Consider the following 15,493-nt stretch of genomic DNA (forward strand, 5'->3'; position numbering starts at 1 on the left):
CTGTTGCGTCTTCGCACATCCGCTCGCTCGCGAATCACGTGCCTTGCCGGTCGCGCCGGCTGTGTTAGTAAATGTGCCGGGGAGATTGCCGATGCGCCTGTTTGGACTCGGAACGCTGGCGCTGGTCGCCGTGATATTGGCCCAACCGGCGCATGCCGAGGAAACTGGCAAACCACCGGTCATCCAGACCGCCGACCTCGCGACCGTCGCGGCGCGCGGCGCGGAAATCTATGCTTTTGATCAGGCGGCCTGGCACACCACCGATGCGATGCTGGCACGCAAGCTGCCTCAGGACGTCATGCGCGCGATCCGCGGCTGGGTGGTCGAACCGGTTGGCGACCTGCTGACCGTCACCTATTACGGCCTGCGCAATACGACACCCTATGCGATCTATGTCGCCGACTACCGGGATGGTAAGGTGGTCACCGATCGCATGCCCGACGCGACCGGCGACCGCAGCCTGTCGGCACGGGCGTTGCGCATGGCGGCGGCGCATGATGTCGCGGCGGCCCAACCCTTTGGCGCCTGTGTCGAGCGGCCCTTCAACACCGTCACCCTGCCGCCCCGGTTGGGCAGCGATATCATTCCGGTTTATCTGCTGACGCCGATGATGAAGCGGGACGCCTATCCCGCCGGCGGTCATCATGAGGTCGATATCGGACCCGACGGCAAGCTGCTGGCGGTGCGCGATTTCAGCAAGAGCTGCCTGACGCTCGATAGCCCGGACGATACGAAGGGATTATGGATGACGCACCTGCTCGACCCGCATCCGACCGAGATGCACGTCTATCTCTCGCTCTGGTCGGGCCAGACAATGTTTGTCGGCACCCCCGACGATGCTGTGTGGAACGTCAATGGCACCAGGATTGAGAAATTGGACCCGAAAAAGGGCGGCGCGAAGAAGAAGTGACGCCGCCCTTTTCGGTTCACGCCGCCTGCAGCAACGGCATCTCGGCCGCCATCGCGCGGGCGACCGATGGCCGGGTCCGCATCTTTGCGCGCCACGCGTTGAGCACCGGCCAATCCTTGATCGGCACCCCGGCATGCTCGCACCAGTTGAGCACCGCGAGCAGATAGGCATCGGCGACGCTGAAGCTGCCGATCAGATAATCCTGTCCTTCGAGCTGCCTTGAAAGCAGGTCGAAACGCTTGGGCAGCATGCCCAACGCCCACTCGCGCGCGCCTTCATTCGACGTGCTCGTCATCAGCGGCGAAAACACACCCTTGTGCACCTCGCTCGCGACGAAGTTCAGCCAGCGCATCATCTGATAGCGCTCCTCGGTATAAGGCGCCGGCGCAAGCACGCCTTCTGCGGCGAGATCGGCGATATAGGTCAGCACCACCGCGCCCTCGCTCAGCACGGTGCCACACGATGTCTCCATCGCCGGGACATAATCCATCGGACTGACTGCCGAGAACGGACGGCCGTCGGGCAGGACTCTGCTCGGCAGGATTTGAACGAACTCGGCATCGAGCTCGGCTTCCTCGACCGCGATGCGCGTGGCGAGCGAGCAGGCGAAGGGAACGAAATACAGCTTCATGGCGGCCTCCCAGGGCTTGGTTGATTTCTGTACCATTTCGCATAATATATAAGCGCGTCAATGATTTCTTTGCGAAATGGTACATAATTGTCTGAATCCCCAGTCAACTCTGGTGTCAAAGGCCGGTCCCGCGGTCGTCCACGCGGTTTCGATCCCGAGATCGCGCTCAAGGCCGCGAGCGAGCGCTTCCGCACCCAGGGTTATGCTGCGACCTCGCTCGATGATCTGGTCGATGCGACGGGCCTGGCGCGGCCCAGTCTCTATGCGGCGTTCGGCGACAAGCGCGCGATCTATCTCGCGGCGCTGGCGCGAGTCTCCGATCGCGCCGAACGCGGTTTCGACGCGATCGCGGCACAACAGCTTGGCGTACGCACGCTGGTCGAAATCATGCTGATGTTCACGATCGACGGCTATCTGTCGGGCGAGAAAGGTCCATCGGGCTGCCTCGCGGTGAGCACCGCGAGCACGGAATCGGCGTCTGACCCTCAAGTCCGCGAGGCACTCGCCAGGTTTCTCGCGATGGAGGATCGCCGGATCGAGGAATTGCTCACTGCGGCCGGCAGCACGCGTCCGGCGGCCGATGCTCGGATCGTCGCCTCGGTCATTCATTCGCTCAGTGTCCGTGCGCGGGCCGGCGCGCCGCGCGAAGCACTCGAACAGATCGCGATGGACTGTGCCGCGCTGATCGCGTGACGTATATGTTCAGCCGGCTATAAGGGCGCGGCATGACCGTCTTCTTCGCCATACTGCTCTCCGCCATCGCCATGACGGTGATCGTCGGCGTGCGCTATCTGATCGTCAGTGGCGGCTTTGCGCTCGCCACTCGCTGGCGCTCGCCCGGCCTTTATACCGGCCTTGATCCGCAGATCCGGCGCGAGATATTATGGAGCCTCGCGTCCGCGGCAATCTATGGCATCCCGGCGGGGGTCGTCGCCTGGGGCTGGCAGAATCGCGGCTGGACGGTGATCTACGGCGATCTCCACGCCTGGCCGCTCTGGTATCTGCCGCTGTCGGTACTGCTCTATCTTTTCGCGCACGACACCTGGTTTTACTGGACGCATCGCTGGATGCACCGGCCGCGCCCGTTCCGCATCGCCCATGCGGTGCATCATGCCAGCCGCCCACCCACCGCCTGGGCGGCGATGGCGTTCCATCCGTACGAGGCGTTGACCGGCGCTGTGGTAATTCCGCTACTGGTCTTCGCGATTCCGATCCATGTCGCCGCACTTGGGCTAGTGTTGACGATCATGACCGTTATGGGGGTCACCAATCATATGGGCTGGGAGATTTTCCCGCGCTTCATGTGGCGGGGGTCGCTCGGGGCCTGGCTTATCACCGCCAGCCACCACCAGCGGCACCATGAGCAGTATAGATGCAATTACGGGCTTTATTTCCGGTTCTGGGACCGGATGTGCGGCACCGACCGGGGGGTTGGACATTTTGGCAAACGATAAGGGTAAGACCATCGCACTTGCACACCGCTTCGCCACCCGGCGATTTGCACGGCGGATCGGCGTCGCCCTGGTCCTGGTTAGCCTGCTGCCCGGCGCGATGCCGGTTGCCGACCTCCATGTCGATATCGCCAGGCTGCGCTCGGCTAAGGGCATGCTCCGCATCTGCCTGACCGCCGATCCGAAGAATTTCCCCGCTTGCCTCGATGATGCCCGCGCGGTGACCCGCTCGGTCCGTGCCGATGCGCCGGCGATCCTGTTCGCCGGGCTGCCGCGCGGCGACTATGCGGTCGCCGTGATCCATGACGAGAATGGCAACAAGAAACTCGACACCTTTGTCGGCATCCCGCGCGAAGGTTTCGGCTTCTCGCGCAATCCGGCGATCGCCTTCGGCCCACCACGTTTTTCGGCGGCACGCTTCACCCTGACTGGTGATAGCGAGGAACAGCAGATCAGGATGAAGTACCTGCTCTGAAGGAGCTGTTGAAATGCGCGGACGGCGCATTTTGGCACCGAACCGACAAAATCCTAAATTTATTTAATCGGCCGCGCATCCGGACAACCGGCGCGGCCGTAACTGTTTTCGCAAATGATCCAATGGTTTGCCTCGTGCCGTTCGCTCGGCGCGAACACTTACGCTTGCGAGACGAATCCTACGCCGACGCGCGACGACCCAAAGCACGACAAATCTAAAGGGAGGCCCATGCCGATGACCGAGACTAGTCAGCAACTGATCGAGGCGTTCGACGCCAGGGTCGAGCGGCGCAACGAGCGCCGTGATTTCTTCAAAACGGCGTTTGGCGCCGCGGCGGTGGCCGGTGCGGGGGTTTCGGCGCTGACGCTGGCCGGCACGGCCACGGCGCAAAGCGTGACCGATGCCGATGTGCTCAACTTCGCACTCAATCTCGAATATCTCGAAGCGCAATTCTACAATTACGCCGTGTTCGGCACCGGGCTTGTCGGCACCAGCCTGACCGGCACCGGGACTCAGGGCGCAGTTACCGGCGGTCGGGCGGTGTCCTTCACCGATCCGCTGGTCGCGCAATATGCCAAGGAGATCGCGCTCGACGAACGTGCCCATGTCGAATTCCTGCGCTCGCAGCTTGGCGCCTCGGCCGTGGCTCAGCCGGCGATCGATATCGGCGTTACGCCGACCAGCGCGTTCAGCAACGCCGCGCGTGCCGCCGGACTGATCGGTGCCGGCGCCGCGTTCGACGTCTATGCGACCGACGAGAATTTCCTGCTCGGCGCGTTCATTTTCGAAGACGTCGGTGTCACCGCCTATAAGGGCGCGGCGCCGTTGATCAGCAACAAGGCCTATCTCGAGGCCGCCGCCGGATTGCTCGCGGTGGAGGCGTACCATGCCTCGCTGGTGCGCACCGTGCTTTATGCCAAGGGTATCGCGACGCCGTCGCTGCGCACCTCGGCCGATGCGATCTCCGCCGCCCGCGACAGTCTGGATGGGACGATGGATCTCGATCAGGGCATCTCCCCGCAAACCGTCGGCGGGTTGGTGCAATCCAATATCGTGCCGCTCGACGGCAACGGTATCGCGTTCAGCCGGACGACGGGCCAGGTGCTCAACATCGTCTATCTGACCAACACCGCCGCTGCGATGGGGGGCTTTTTCCCCGCCGGCGTCAACGGAACGATCAGGACCAGCGCCGCGAACTGATCCGCGCGCAGCTCGTCCTTCAGGGAGATATCCGATGCAACATAGTGAAACGCTTCTACAGGTCATCGAAGCCAGTGACCGCCGCCGCGACGAACGGCGCAAATTCATCCAATATGCCGGCGGCGGCGCGCTCGCGCTGGGTGCCACATCGCTGCTTTCCGCGTGCGGCGGCGGCAACAACAATGGCATGGTGACGCCGACGCCCTCACCGACGCCGACGCCGTCACCGACCGCGACCGGCGCGATCGGCGATGCCGATATCCTCAACTTCGCGCTCAACCTCGAATATCTTGAGGCGCAATTCTACTCCTACGCTGCGTTCGGCACCGGCCTTCCGGCGGCGATGCTGGGCGGCACCGGGCGACAGGGCGCGGCGACCGGCGGGCAGAAAGTGACCTTCACCGATCCGGTGGTCGAACAATATGCCCGTGAAATCGCCCGCGATGAGATCGCCCATGTCACCTTTCTGCGAAGTGCGCTCGGCACTGCGGCGGTCGCGCAACCTGGCATCGACATCTCGGGCGCGGCGGACGGGCCCTTCACCGCTGCGGCGCGCGCGGCCGGCGTGGTTGGTCCCACAGGCGTGTTCAACCCTTATGCCAGCGACGAGAACTTCCTGCTCGGTGCGTTCATCTTCGAAGATGTCGGCGTCACCGCGTACAAGGGCGCGTCGCCGCTCTTGACCAGCAAGGTCTATCTCGAGGCGGCCGCCGGCATCCTCGCGGCGGAGGCCTATCATGCCGGTCTGATCCGCACCGTGCTTTATGCCAAGGGCATGAATACCGCGATGCTGCGCACTGCGGCGGGACAGATCTCCAATGCGCGCGACAGCCTCGATGGCGCGAGCGACGACGACCAGGGCATCGTCAACGCGAGCGACGCGACGCAATCGAACATCGTGCCGACCGACAGCGACGGCCTGGCCTATAGCCGGACGCCGGGTGCGGTGCTCAACATCGTCTATCTGACTAAGGCGGCGACGGTCGGCGGCGGTTTCTTCCCGGGCGGCGTCAACGGCCGCATCGCCACGAGCACCGCACAACCCTGATCCTTCCCGATCATCATACACCCTCACCTGGCCGCGCGTGCGAACGCGCGGCCCTTTTTTTGGCGTGATGCAAAAGCCCTTATGCGGGATGGCCTCGGTCAAAACGTCATATAATCAATGGATCGGCATCGTATCTGGTTGCGCTGGTTGATCGGATCAGCCAGTGTCGCGTCATGCTTGGGGGCGACACCGGACCATCGTAACGGATGTAATCGCAGCTATTGCCCAAAGACCCGCCAGCCATCACAGCGCGCCTGTATGAAGAATCAAAGGGAAGGTTCGTGCCCATGACCGACACAAATGAGCGATTGATCGAGGCGTTCGATTCCCGTGTGGAACGGCGCAACGACCGGCGTGAATTCTTCAAGGCAGCACTCGGCGCGGCGGCGGTTGCAGGCGCTGGCGCCTCGGCGATCACGCTTGGCGGCATCGCCACGGCACAGACCTTCACCGACGGCGATGTCCTCAACTTCGCGCTCAACCTCGAATATCTCGAGGCGCAGTTCTACAGCTATGCGGTGTTCGGCACCGGGCTGGCGAACGCCGACCTCGCTCCCGGCGGCGCCGAAGGCACCGGGACGCAAGGCGCGGTCACCGGCGGACGCCAGGTCAACTTTACCGATCCCGTGGTCGCGCAATATGCCAGGGAAATCGCCCAGGACGAAATTGCGCATGTCCGCTTCCTGCGAGCTCAGCTCGAGTCGGCCGCGGTTGCGCAGCCTGCGATCGACATCGGCGTCACCCCGACCAGCGCGTTCAGCAACGCGGCGCGCGCCGCCGGGCTGGTCGGCGCGGGCGCCGGCTTCGACGTTTATGCCAATGACGAGAATTTCCTGCTCGGCGCCTTTATTTTCGAAGACGTCGGCGTCTCCGCCTACAAGGGCGCGGCACCGCTGATCATCAACAAGAATTATCTCGAGGCGGCCGCCGGCATCCTCGCGGTCGAGGCGTACCACGCATCGATCATCCGCACCGTGCTCTACGCCAAGGGGCTGAACACGCCGGCGCTGCGCACCAGTGCCGATGCCATCTCCAACGCGCGCGATGTGCTTGACGGTACCGGCGCGACCAGGGATTTCGATCAGGGGATCTCGCCGACCGGCACCGGTGCGGCGCTTCAGTCGAACATCGTGCCGCTCGACGGCAACGGTCTCGCATTTAGCCGGTCGACCGGCCAGGTGCTCAACATTGTCTATCTGACGTCGGCGGCGACGACGGCGGGTGGGTTCTTCCCTGCCGGCCTCAACGGCAAGATCAAGACGAGCGCGGCCAGCGCAAGCGCATAGACTTGCCGCCGATCCGACCGACCGCCCAGGCGATCATACAGAATTCAGGGGAGTTGACCCGATGACCGATACCGAAAAACTGATCAAGGTTCTGGAAGCCGGCGAACTGCGCCGCACCGAACGCCGCGTGTTCCTCCGCCAGGCCAGTGGCGTTGCCATGGCGGCGGGCGCCAGCTCGCTGCTCGCCGCCTGTGGCGGTGGCAATGACAGCACCCCGACTCCGACGCCAACCGCGACCGGCACCCCGACCCCGACACCGACCGCCACTTCGACGGGCACACCGACGGCGACCGATGCCGATGTGTTGAACTTCGCACTCAACCTCGAATATCTCGAGGCGCAATTCTATCAATTCGCCGCCAATGGCGCCGGTCTTGCCGCCACGTTGATCACCGGCAACGGCACCGCCGGCGTCGTCACCGGCGGACGCCAGGTGACCTTTACCGATCCGCTGGTGCAGCAATATGCCAAGGAAATCGCCGCCGACGAACTGGCGCACGTCACCTTCCTGCGCTCGGTGCTGGGCACGGCGGTGGTCGCGCAACCGGCGATCAACATCGATGGTGGCGCGACCGGCGCCTTCACTGCGGCCGCTCGCGCGGCCGGGGTGATCGGGCCGACCGCCACGTTCGATCCCTATGCCAGTGACGAGGCGTTCCTGCTCGGCGCCTTCCTGTTCGAAGATGTCGGCGTCACCGCCTATAAGGGCGGTGCCCGCCTGATCACCAGCAAGACCTATGTCGAGGCGGCGGCGGGCCTGCTCGCGGCGGAGGCCTATCATGCCGGCCTGGTCCGCACCGTATTGTATCAAAAGGGCATCGCCACGCCGACCCTGCGCACCGATGCCGGCAAGATCTCCGATGCGCGCGACATGCTGGACGGCACCGCCGAGGACAAGGATCAGGGCATTATCGGCGACGCGACGACGTCGAACATCGTGCCCGCCGACGCGACCGGTCTCGCTTATTCGCGTTCGGTCGGACAGGTGCTCAATATCGTCTATCTCAATCAGGCTTCGGTGGTTGGCGGCGGCTTCTTCCCCGCCGGCCTTAACGGCACGATCAAGACCAGCAGCGCGAACGGCGTGGGCCCGACCGGGTTCTGACGACGCGCTGATTGTTTCTCCCCGGCCGCGCGGTTCAACGACCGCGCGGCCTTTTCTTTGTCATGTTTCGATGACTTGCTTCACTACCGACGCCGTCGGAGGGTTCGCGCAGAGCCGCTGAGGACGCGGCGATGCGGCTGTTGGCGCTGATGGCTTTGCGCCAACGACTCTGTCCTCAGGGTCGGTGCGCCCGTGCAGGATGAGCGGGCAACTCGGGGTCTTCTGCGCGAACCCCTTCTTCGCGAGCCATGATGCCATCCGACCAGTCGCGCTTCCCTTGCCGCCGTAATCTGCTAGACCGGCGCCATCCCCGGGGGGCTACGCCAGAGTAGCTGAGATATGGCTGATGCCATGACCCGCCGAACCTGATCCGGTTAAAGCCGGCGGAGGGAGGGAGCGGCATTCGCCTCGCGAAATCCGTGTCCTCGCTCCGAACATTTGGAGCGAACACCATGGCCGACATTCCCGCCCGTACCGAAATAGGCGTTACCACTGGCCCAATTCGCGGCAGCCGCAAGATTCACGTCGGCGATTTGCGCGTCGCCATGCGTGAGATCATGCTCGACCCGTCGTGCAGCGAGCCACCGCTTCGCGTCTATGACACCAGCGGCCCCTATACTGACCCCAGGGCGCTGATCGACATCAATGCCGGCCTCGGTCAGCTGCGCCGCGACTGGATCGTCGCGCGCGGCGATGTCGAGGAATATGACGCACGCGAAACCCGTCCCGAGGATAACGGCCTGTCCGGCCCCGACCGCTCCGCCGGCGTGCCGCAATTCCCCAATGTGGTGAAACGCCCGCTGCGCGCCAAGGCCGGCCATAATGTCAGCCAGATGCATTACGCCCGGCGCGGTATCATCACGCCCGAAATGGAATATGTCGCGATCCGCGAAAATATGGGCCGCGCCCAGATGAAGGAAGCGCTGATCCGCGACGGCCAGGATTTCGGCGCGTCGATCCCCGATTACGTCACCCCCGAATTCGTCCGGGATGAGGTCGCGCGCGGCCGCGCGATCATCCCCAACAATATCAACCACCCCGAATCCGAACCGATGGCGATCGGCCGCAACTTCCTGGTCAAGATCAACGCCAATATCGGCAACAGCGCCGTCGCATCGAACGTCGCGAACGAAGTCGACAAGATGGTCTGGTCGATCCGCTGGGGCGCGGACACGGTGATGGACCTGTCCACTGGCCGCAACATCCACGACACGCGCGAATGGATCATCCGCAACTCTCCCGTGCCGATCGGCACCGTGCCGATCTACCAGGCGCTGGAAAAGGTCGGTGGCGTGGCCGAGGATCTGACTTGGGAAATCTTCCGCGACACGTTGATCGAACAGGCCGAACAGGGCGTGGATTATTTCACCATCCATGCCGGCGTGCGCCTCGCTTACATCCCGATGACCGCAAAGCGCGTGACGGGCATCGTCAGCCGCGGCGGATCGATCATGGCGAAATGGTGCCTGTCGCACCACAAGGAAAGCTTCCTCTACGAACGCTTCGACGAGATCACGGAGATTATGAAGGCGTACGACATCGCCTATTCGCTCGGCGACGGCCTGCGTCCCGGCAGCATCGCCGACGCCAATGACGAAGCACAGTTCAGCGAACTCTACACGCTCGGCGAACTTACCCACCGCGCGTGGAAGAGCGACATTCAGGTGATGATCGAAGGCCCCGGCCATGTGCCGATGCACAAGATCAAGGAGAATATGGACAAGCAGCTCGAGGTCTGCGGAGAGGCGCCCTTCTACACACTCGGGCCGCTCACCACCGACATCGCGCCCGGTTACGATCATATCACCAGCGGCATCGGCGCCGCGATGATCGGCTGGTACGGCACCGCGATGCTTTGCTACGTCACGCCGAAGGAACATCTGGGGCTTCCCGATCGCGACGATGTGAAGGTCGGCGTGGTCACCTACAAACTCGCCGCCCACGCCGCCGATCTGGCAAAGGGCCACCCGGCCTCGAAGATGCGCGACGACGCCTTGTCACGCGCCCGCTTCGAGTTCCGCTGGCGCGACCAGTTCAACCTCAGCCTCGATCCCGACACGGCGGAGCAATATCACGACCAGACCTTGCCCGCCGAAGGCGCCAAGACCGCGCATTTCTGCTCGATGTGCGGCCCGAAATTCTGCTCGATGAAGATCACCCAGGAGGTGCGGGATTTTGCGGCCAAGCAGAACCAGCCGGCGGATGCGTTCATCGCGGCGGGCGATGCGGAGAAGAAAGCGGACGGCGACCGCGCGGCCTTCGCGAATGGCACCACGCACGCGGAGGCCGAAAAGGGCATGGCGGAGATGAGCGAGGTGTTCAAGGAGAAGGGCGGGGAGATTTACTTGCCGGCGGCAGGGTAACTCGATGTCCAAATCTTCAACCCCCTTCTTTCTGCTAAAGGTCGGCCAGGATTCAAATTGTGGGTTGAACGTCACGACGCTCCAGCTAGCTAGCTCGCAGAGACGCTCCGCGCACAGGTCTCATTATTTCGCCCTGCGGCCCGCGCGCGAATATTCCAACCGGACCGTCAATGCCTCGTTGCCGTCATGCACTTCGAAATACTCGTACTTGAAGTGGTTTCCATCAATGATGGTCATCACCTCGCGGACGGGGATGGCGCTGGCTCCCGGGGTCGATGCTGTCATGATGCCGCGAAAGACATAGGCCTTGGATGCCGGATCGAACTGTCCCCGAGCGATCACAAGTCCCGGGAAATTGATATCCATCCATGTGCTGAAGTAATCGCCGGAAGCGTTGTCATAGCCGATATAGCCCAAGCCCTCGAAATTCGTACCGTCGGCAATACGAAGGGTCTGTCGTAAATGTCGGCGGTTGAGAACCATGCTAAAGTAGGCCGTTCCCGCATCGACCTTGGGCGCCGTCTCAGCGGTGGTCCAAAATGATTGCTTGACCTTCCACGATCCCGCCAAATCGGCAAGCGCCTGATGCTGGGGGTCGAGTCCGGTTGCGCGATCAGCCGAACATGCCGGGCCAGCGATTGCGGTGGTGGTGAGCAACGCAAAGCACAAATAAGCCGTTTTCATAGATCATCTCTCCAATTGCGTGATCGAGGCCTCGCAGTACAACCTGCGTTTTTCAACTACCTGCCAGGTCGTTGTAATATTGTGGGCGGATCTGGATATTGAGGATGCCGCATTAATTATGGGAGGGCGCGCGGGATGATCCAGCCTGCGTTGGGCAATGGCCGCTATCCACCGATCGGTGTTTTGCTGCGTGAATGGCGCCGGGCGCGTCGCATGAGTCAGATCGACATGGCATTCGAATGCGGAATGTCTGCCAGGCATCTTGGCTTTGTGGAAACAGGGAAGGCCAAGCCGTCTCGCGAAGCAGTCGGACGCTTCGCCGATGCGCTTTTGGTCCCCTTACGCGAGCGCAATGCAATGCTCCTTGCTGCGGGCTTCGCGCCGCAATTTGGCGAAATGGATCTCGCCGTGCCGGCGTTGGATCGCATGCGCGAAGCAGTTGATCTGATCCTGCGGCATCAGAACCCGTATCCGGCCTTCGTCCTCAACCGCCAATTTGACGTGCTGGGTGCCAATGACGCCGCTATGAACGTAAACCGTTTTGTAATGCAGGGACGTGAGAGCCGGCATAGCAATCTTCTACGGCAAATTTTCGACCCGGAAGAGTTCCGACCGGTAATTGCGAACTGGGTCGAAGTCGCAACTGGCTTCCTTAGGCGCTTGCACGATCATATCGCTACAGTCCCTGGGGACGATCAGGCTCAGCGGTTGTTGACGGAGTTGTTGGCCTACCCCGGCGTGCCCCAACAGTGGCGGTTTCGCAGTGTCGGAGTAGAAGCCGAACCAGTTCTCACTCTCGATTTTAGGAGTCCGGCAGGACCTTTGCGCTTCTTCGAGACAATCACCACATTCGCGGCTCCGCTGGACATAACGCTGGACGAGCTGCGGATCGACTGCGCGTTTCCGATCGACGACGCCACGGCATTGCTTTGCGCGAAGCTAGCGGCCGGGGAACTGAGCTGACCCGCGATGTGGCGGGAATTACAGTGGAAATTACAGTGACACTCCATTCAATTCCTGCGGGCCTCAATAATGATACCGGCACTGCGCCACTTCGAGCGCCTGTGTCTCACCCTTGCCCGTCACCCGATACACCAGCCGATGCTCGCGGTTGATCCGTCGCGACCACCAGCCGCTGAGATTACCCGCTAGAGGTTCCGGCTTGCCCGTGCCGCGAAACGGGTCGCGCATGCATTCCTTGATCAACGCGTTCAGCCGGTCGCTCGTCTTTCGGTCATCGCCTTGCCAGTGGAGATAATCTTCCCAGGCCGTCGGCCAGAAGACGAGCTTCACGGCTCGATCAACTCATGCTCTTCGCCCTTGCCGGTTTCCAGCCCGCGCACTGCCTCCAGCAGCCGCTCGGCATTCTTTGGTGAGCTCAGCAGGTACAGCGTCTCCTCGATCGATGCCCATTCGCTCGCCGAGATCATCACCACGCCTTCGGCCTTTTGCCGCGTAATGGCGATTGGCGCCTTGTCGGCAACCACCTGGTCCATCACCGCCTTCAAATTCGCGCGAGTATCGGAAAAGCTGAGTGAGTGCATGGAAATCTCCTGAGGGGTTTGTACAAAATGCTGTACAAGATGCAACGGAATTACGGCGACACAGTCCACTCATTGTCACCGTTCCTCAGATAGTGTGCGAAGCGCCATGGCCAGACTCGCGTGCGCTGAGCCGCCCCGGGCCTGTGAGAGGCTCAATCAACGAGAAAGGCGGATTGTCCGGCAGACCGGAAGGCAAACAGCTGAAGCCGCGTTGCTCGTTCACCGATGCTTAGACTTGCGGCAAGATGCGCGGCAAAGCGTTGGTTGTAGGGTACGGGTTAACGAGACTGAGAAGCGGCAACAGTCCGAAAAAATACCATCAATGCAGTCAATGCATTCATTGCATACATTGTATGCAATGCATTCAATTTGATTGCGCTTCCCAGCGACAGGCTACGCCGGCTTCGCATTCCTGAGCGCGAATGGCTTTAACGCTCCCTATTATAGCATTGATATAAAATGATTTAATTGGATAGTTCTCCTCGTGTGGCGCTTGGCGTCACGGCGAAATGCCGTTCAATTTCTGGCGCCTTCGCACGTTGACCGCACCCCTCGGGTGACACACGGGAAAACTAGTTGCGCTGTAATCATTAGCAAAATCAATGAGGTAGCTTATTCGCCTCGCGCCGAAATATGACACAATCCGGTGTAACATATCTCTCCGCTCCCCATTCGCACGGCTCGATTCAGAAGCTGCTCGACCGTCGCTATCGCGGCAAGCATGCAAACGCACCGCTCAGGCTTCACATCCGGCTCAGCCCGTCAAATCACGAAGGCAAGGCACCTGCTCGCCTGGTGTCGAACCGAAGCCACGGTGACTGCGCATCGATTACCCGCTTCCGGCGAAATCCGGTCAAGCGGTATTACCGCTCCGGCGTGTCCCTCAGCGCGCCTGGCCTCGCGCGATAGTCCGTCAACAGAGCGGGATCGGCGTCATTACCGTGCTGCGCTGCCTGTGGTCACGGCACCTGCGGGGGTCAATTCGGGTCGCGGCCCGGACCGGAATTCGATCTTGCCGGGGGCTCGCGTCGCCCGCGCCATCCGCCAAAAAATCCATGTCGGGCCTGATAAAGAACAAATGGTCATGCTAGAAATCGGCCATGCCCCATATCGCCCATATCGCCCTGGTCGTCCGCGATTATGACGAAGCGCTCGCTTTCTATGTCGGCAGGCTCGGTTTCACCCTGGTCGAGGACACCTATCAACCCGCGCAGGACAAGCGCTGGGTCACTATCCGCCCACCCGGCGCGCCCGAGGATGCGACCACTATCCTGCTCGCCCGTGCATCGCAGCCGGTGCAGGAGCCGTTCATCGGCGATCAGGCCGGCGGCCGCGTCTTCCTGTTCCTCGCCACCGACGATTTCGCGCGCGATCATGCCGCGTTCAGCGCCGCCGGGGTGGAATGGGTGCGCGACTCCGCGACCTATGACTATGGGACGGTCGCGGTGTTCAGGGATCTCTACGGTAATTTATGGGATCTCGTGCAGTTCGCCGATCGGTGATCCAACGATAGCACCGGTCATGGCGAGGTGGGCGAAGATGTCTTGTTCAGGCCGCCCGCCGCGCCGCCGTGTGACTCAGCGCGCGACCTTTGCCGCTGCGCTTGGCGGCGTAAAGCGCTTCATCGGCGGCGCGCAGCAGCGTATCGAGATCGCGCCCGCCGGCCGGGGACGAGGCGAAGCCCAGGCTGCCCGAAACCTTTATCGTCAGCTCCTCGATCTGCGCCGGCTGGCACAGCCGGGCAATCACTCCGGTCAGCCGCGCGTCGATCGACAGCGCGGTCGCTTTCTCGCGCAGCATCAGCACGAATTCATCGCCGCCAAGCCGACCGACCTTCGCGCCCGGTCCGGCATGCTCGGTCAGCCGCTCGCCGACGACCCGCAGCAGCGCATCCCCGACATGATGGCCATGCGTATCGTTGATCGCCTTGAACCCGTCGAGATCGACCAGCGCCACGGTCACGCTGTCGCCGCGCGCCTCGGCATCCGCCAGCGCATCCTCGATCGCCTCGCAAATCGCGCGCCGGTTGGCGAGGCCGGTCAGCGTATCGGCATTGGCCAGCGTTTCGACGCGGCGGTGCAGCACCAGCATCGCGACCATCTGGCGGTGGTAATCGCGCAGGAAACCGATCTTGAGCAGCGCAACGCTGGTCATGCTCACCGCCAGCACCATCGCCATGAAATTACCCGATACGAACATGACCATGGCGGTCGGCAAGATCCCGACCAGCAACGCGGCGATCGATGCGAAGCGCAATGGCGCCAGGCAATGCGCGATGCTGAACGCGCCAAAGGCGAGCGAAATCGGGATGAGCAGCGGAAAATCGAGCCCGCCACCTGCATAGCTGAACGCACTGAAGCCGCTGACCAGCGCGACCGATCCGGTAGCGGCGATGTTGGTGCCGCGCAGGAAACGGGACAGCGCTGCGGAATTGCCGCCCGCGTCACGCCGGCGATGCCACATGACCATACGGAACAGGCTGAACAGAGCCACCCCGGCGGTCCAGCCATAATAGCGAACGGGTGTGTGTTGATGCCACAGAACATAATCGACGATCACGATGTTGATCAGTGCGGCGAGATGAAGGGTCGGGATCTGCCGGTGGATGCTGCTGAACTGGAATGTGAGCATGTTGTCGCACACATCGACCGGCACCGGCGGCGACCATTGCCGGGCCAATTGCCGCAACCATTGCTGCGGTCGGGCGAGTATGCGACCGGTAGATATCGTCGATCGCATCGATTCCCCGCCCCCTCGTTCCCGTCCCGGCCCGTCGGAACTATCGGCTGGCGCGGT

Annotated in this window: 16 protein-coding genes and 1 riboswitch; of the genes, 11 read left to right on the forward strand and 5 right to left on the reverse strand. The window is 62.5% G+C overall.

From position 1 onward, the window contains the following. The first annotated feature begins 91 nt into the window (after window positions 1–91). Window positions 92–910, forward strand: a complete 819-nt coding sequence (locus ACVWZA_RS01355; RefSeq protein WP_457309357.1) for a hypothetical protein — start codon at window positions 92–94, stop codon at window positions 908–910. A gap of 16 nt (window positions 911–926) precedes the next feature. Here ACVWZA_RS01355 and ACVWZA_RS01360 read toward each other — a convergent pair whose 3' ends face one another. Next, window positions 927–1,541, reverse strand: coding sequence for a glutathione binding-like protein (locus tag ACVWZA_RS01360; protein WP_457309358.1), 615 nt, complete (start codon window positions 1,539–1,541; stop codon window positions 927–929). Window positions 1,542–1,628: 87 nt separating this feature from the next. Here ACVWZA_RS01360 and ACVWZA_RS01365 point away from each other — a divergent pair, with 87 nt between their 5' ends. The 8 genes from ACVWZA_RS01365 (at window position 1,629) to thiC (ending at window position 10,469) form a co-directional block, all read left to right on the forward strand. Further along, window positions 1,629–2,234 carry a TetR/AcrR family transcriptional regulator gene (locus ACVWZA_RS01365; RefSeq protein WP_457309359.1) on the forward strand — a complete coding sequence of 202 codons (606 nt, stop codon included), beginning with the start codon at window positions 1,629–1,631 and terminating at the stop codon, window positions 2,232–2,234. A gap of 32 nt (window positions 2,235–2,266) precedes the next feature. Then, entirely contained in the window at window positions 2,267–2,995 is a 729-nt protein-coding gene (locus tag ACVWZA_RS01370; protein WP_457309360.1) for a sterol desaturase family protein, read from the forward strand. Continuing rightward, on the forward strand, window positions 2,982–3,467 hold the full coding sequence (locus ACVWZA_RS01375; RefSeq protein WP_457309361.1) for a DUF2141 domain-containing protein: 486 nt from the start codon (window positions 2,982–2,984) through the stop codon (window positions 3,465–3,467). The genes ACVWZA_RS01370 and ACVWZA_RS01375 overlap by 14 nt, the downstream gene beginning before the upstream one ends. 234 nt (window positions 3,468–3,701) lie before the next feature. Further along, a complete protein-coding gene (locus ACVWZA_RS01380; protein ID WP_457309362.1) occupies window positions 3,702–4,667 on the forward strand; it encodes a ferritin-like domain-containing protein in 966 nt (321 codons plus the stop codon). Window positions 4,668–4,701: 34 nt separating this feature from the next. Continuing rightward, window positions 4,702–5,715 (forward strand): ferritin-like domain-containing protein, encoded by a 1,014-nt coding sequence (locus ACVWZA_RS01385; RefSeq protein ID WP_457309363.1) that lies wholly within the window; start codon window positions 4,702–4,704, stop codon window positions 5,713–5,715. 287 nt (window positions 5,716–6,002) lie between these two features. After that, window positions 6,003–7,001 carry a ferritin-like domain-containing protein gene (locus ACVWZA_RS01390; RefSeq protein ID WP_457309364.1) on the forward strand — a complete coding sequence of 333 codons (999 nt, stop codon included), beginning with the start codon at window positions 6,003–6,005 and terminating at the stop codon, window positions 6,999–7,001. Between the two features lie 61 nt (window positions 7,002–7,062). Beyond that, entirely contained in the window at window positions 7,063–8,106 is a 1,044-nt protein-coding gene (locus tag ACVWZA_RS01395) for a ferritin-like domain-containing protein (RefSeq protein ID WP_457309365.1), read from the forward strand. A gap of 301 nt (window positions 8,107–8,407) precedes the next feature. Further along, window positions 8,408–8,515, forward strand: a riboswitch (TPP riboswitch). Window positions 8,516–8,558: 43 nt separating this feature from the next. Then, a complete protein-coding gene (gene thiC, locus ACVWZA_RS01400; RefSeq protein WP_457309366.1) occupies window positions 8,559–10,469 on the forward strand; it encodes a phosphomethylpyrimidine synthase ThiC in 1,911 nt (636 codons plus the stop codon). Window positions 10,470–10,592: 123 nt separating this feature from the next. On the opposite strand, the gene ACVWZA_RS01405 is transcribed toward thiC, so the two are convergent. Continuing rightward, window positions 10,593–11,153: a DUF1579 family protein gene (locus ACVWZA_RS01405; protein WP_457309367.1), complete on the reverse strand. Its 561-nt coding sequence runs from the start codon at window positions 11,151–11,153 to the stop codon at window positions 10,593–10,595. A gap of 135 nt (window positions 11,154–11,288) precedes the next feature. On the opposite strand from ACVWZA_RS01405, the gene ACVWZA_RS01410 reads away from it, so the two are divergent. After that, the gene (locus ACVWZA_RS01410; RefSeq protein WP_457309368.1) at window positions 11,289–12,116 is read left to right on the forward strand and encodes a helix-turn-helix domain-containing protein; all 828 of its coding nucleotides are present in this window, start codon (window positions 11,289–11,291) and stop codon (window positions 12,114–12,116) included. A gap of 63 nt (window positions 12,117–12,179) precedes the next feature. Here ACVWZA_RS01410 and ACVWZA_RS01415 read toward each other — a convergent pair whose 3' ends face one another. Continuing rightward, window positions 12,180–12,446: a Txe/YoeB family addiction module toxin gene (locus tag ACVWZA_RS01415; RefSeq protein WP_457309369.1), complete on the reverse strand. Its 267-nt coding sequence runs from the start codon at window positions 12,444–12,446 to the stop codon at window positions 12,180–12,182. Next, a complete protein-coding gene (locus tag ACVWZA_RS01420) occupies window positions 12,443–12,697 on the reverse strand; it encodes a type II toxin-antitoxin system Phd/YefM family antitoxin (protein WP_457309370.1) in 255 nt (84 codons plus the stop codon). The genes ACVWZA_RS01415 and ACVWZA_RS01420 overlap by 4 nt, the downstream gene beginning before the upstream one ends. Before the next feature lie 1,100 nt (window positions 12,698–13,797). On the opposite strand from ACVWZA_RS01420, the gene ACVWZA_RS01425 reads away from it, so the two are divergent. Beyond that, window positions 13,798–14,199: a VOC family protein gene (locus tag ACVWZA_RS01425; RefSeq protein WP_457309371.1), complete on the forward strand. Its 402-nt coding sequence runs from the start codon at window positions 13,798–13,800 to the stop codon at window positions 14,197–14,199. A 46-nt stretch (window positions 14,200–14,245) separates the two neighbouring features. On the opposite strand, the gene ACVWZA_RS01430 is transcribed toward ACVWZA_RS01425, so the two are convergent. Next, window positions 14,246–15,436 (reverse strand): diguanylate cyclase domain-containing protein, encoded by a 1,191-nt coding sequence (locus ACVWZA_RS01430; protein WP_457309372.1) that lies wholly within the window; start codon window positions 15,434–15,436, stop codon window positions 14,246–14,248. Window positions 15,437–15,493 lie beyond the last annotated feature (57 nt).

This window comes from Sphingomonas sp. UYAg733, from assembly GCF_054057355.1.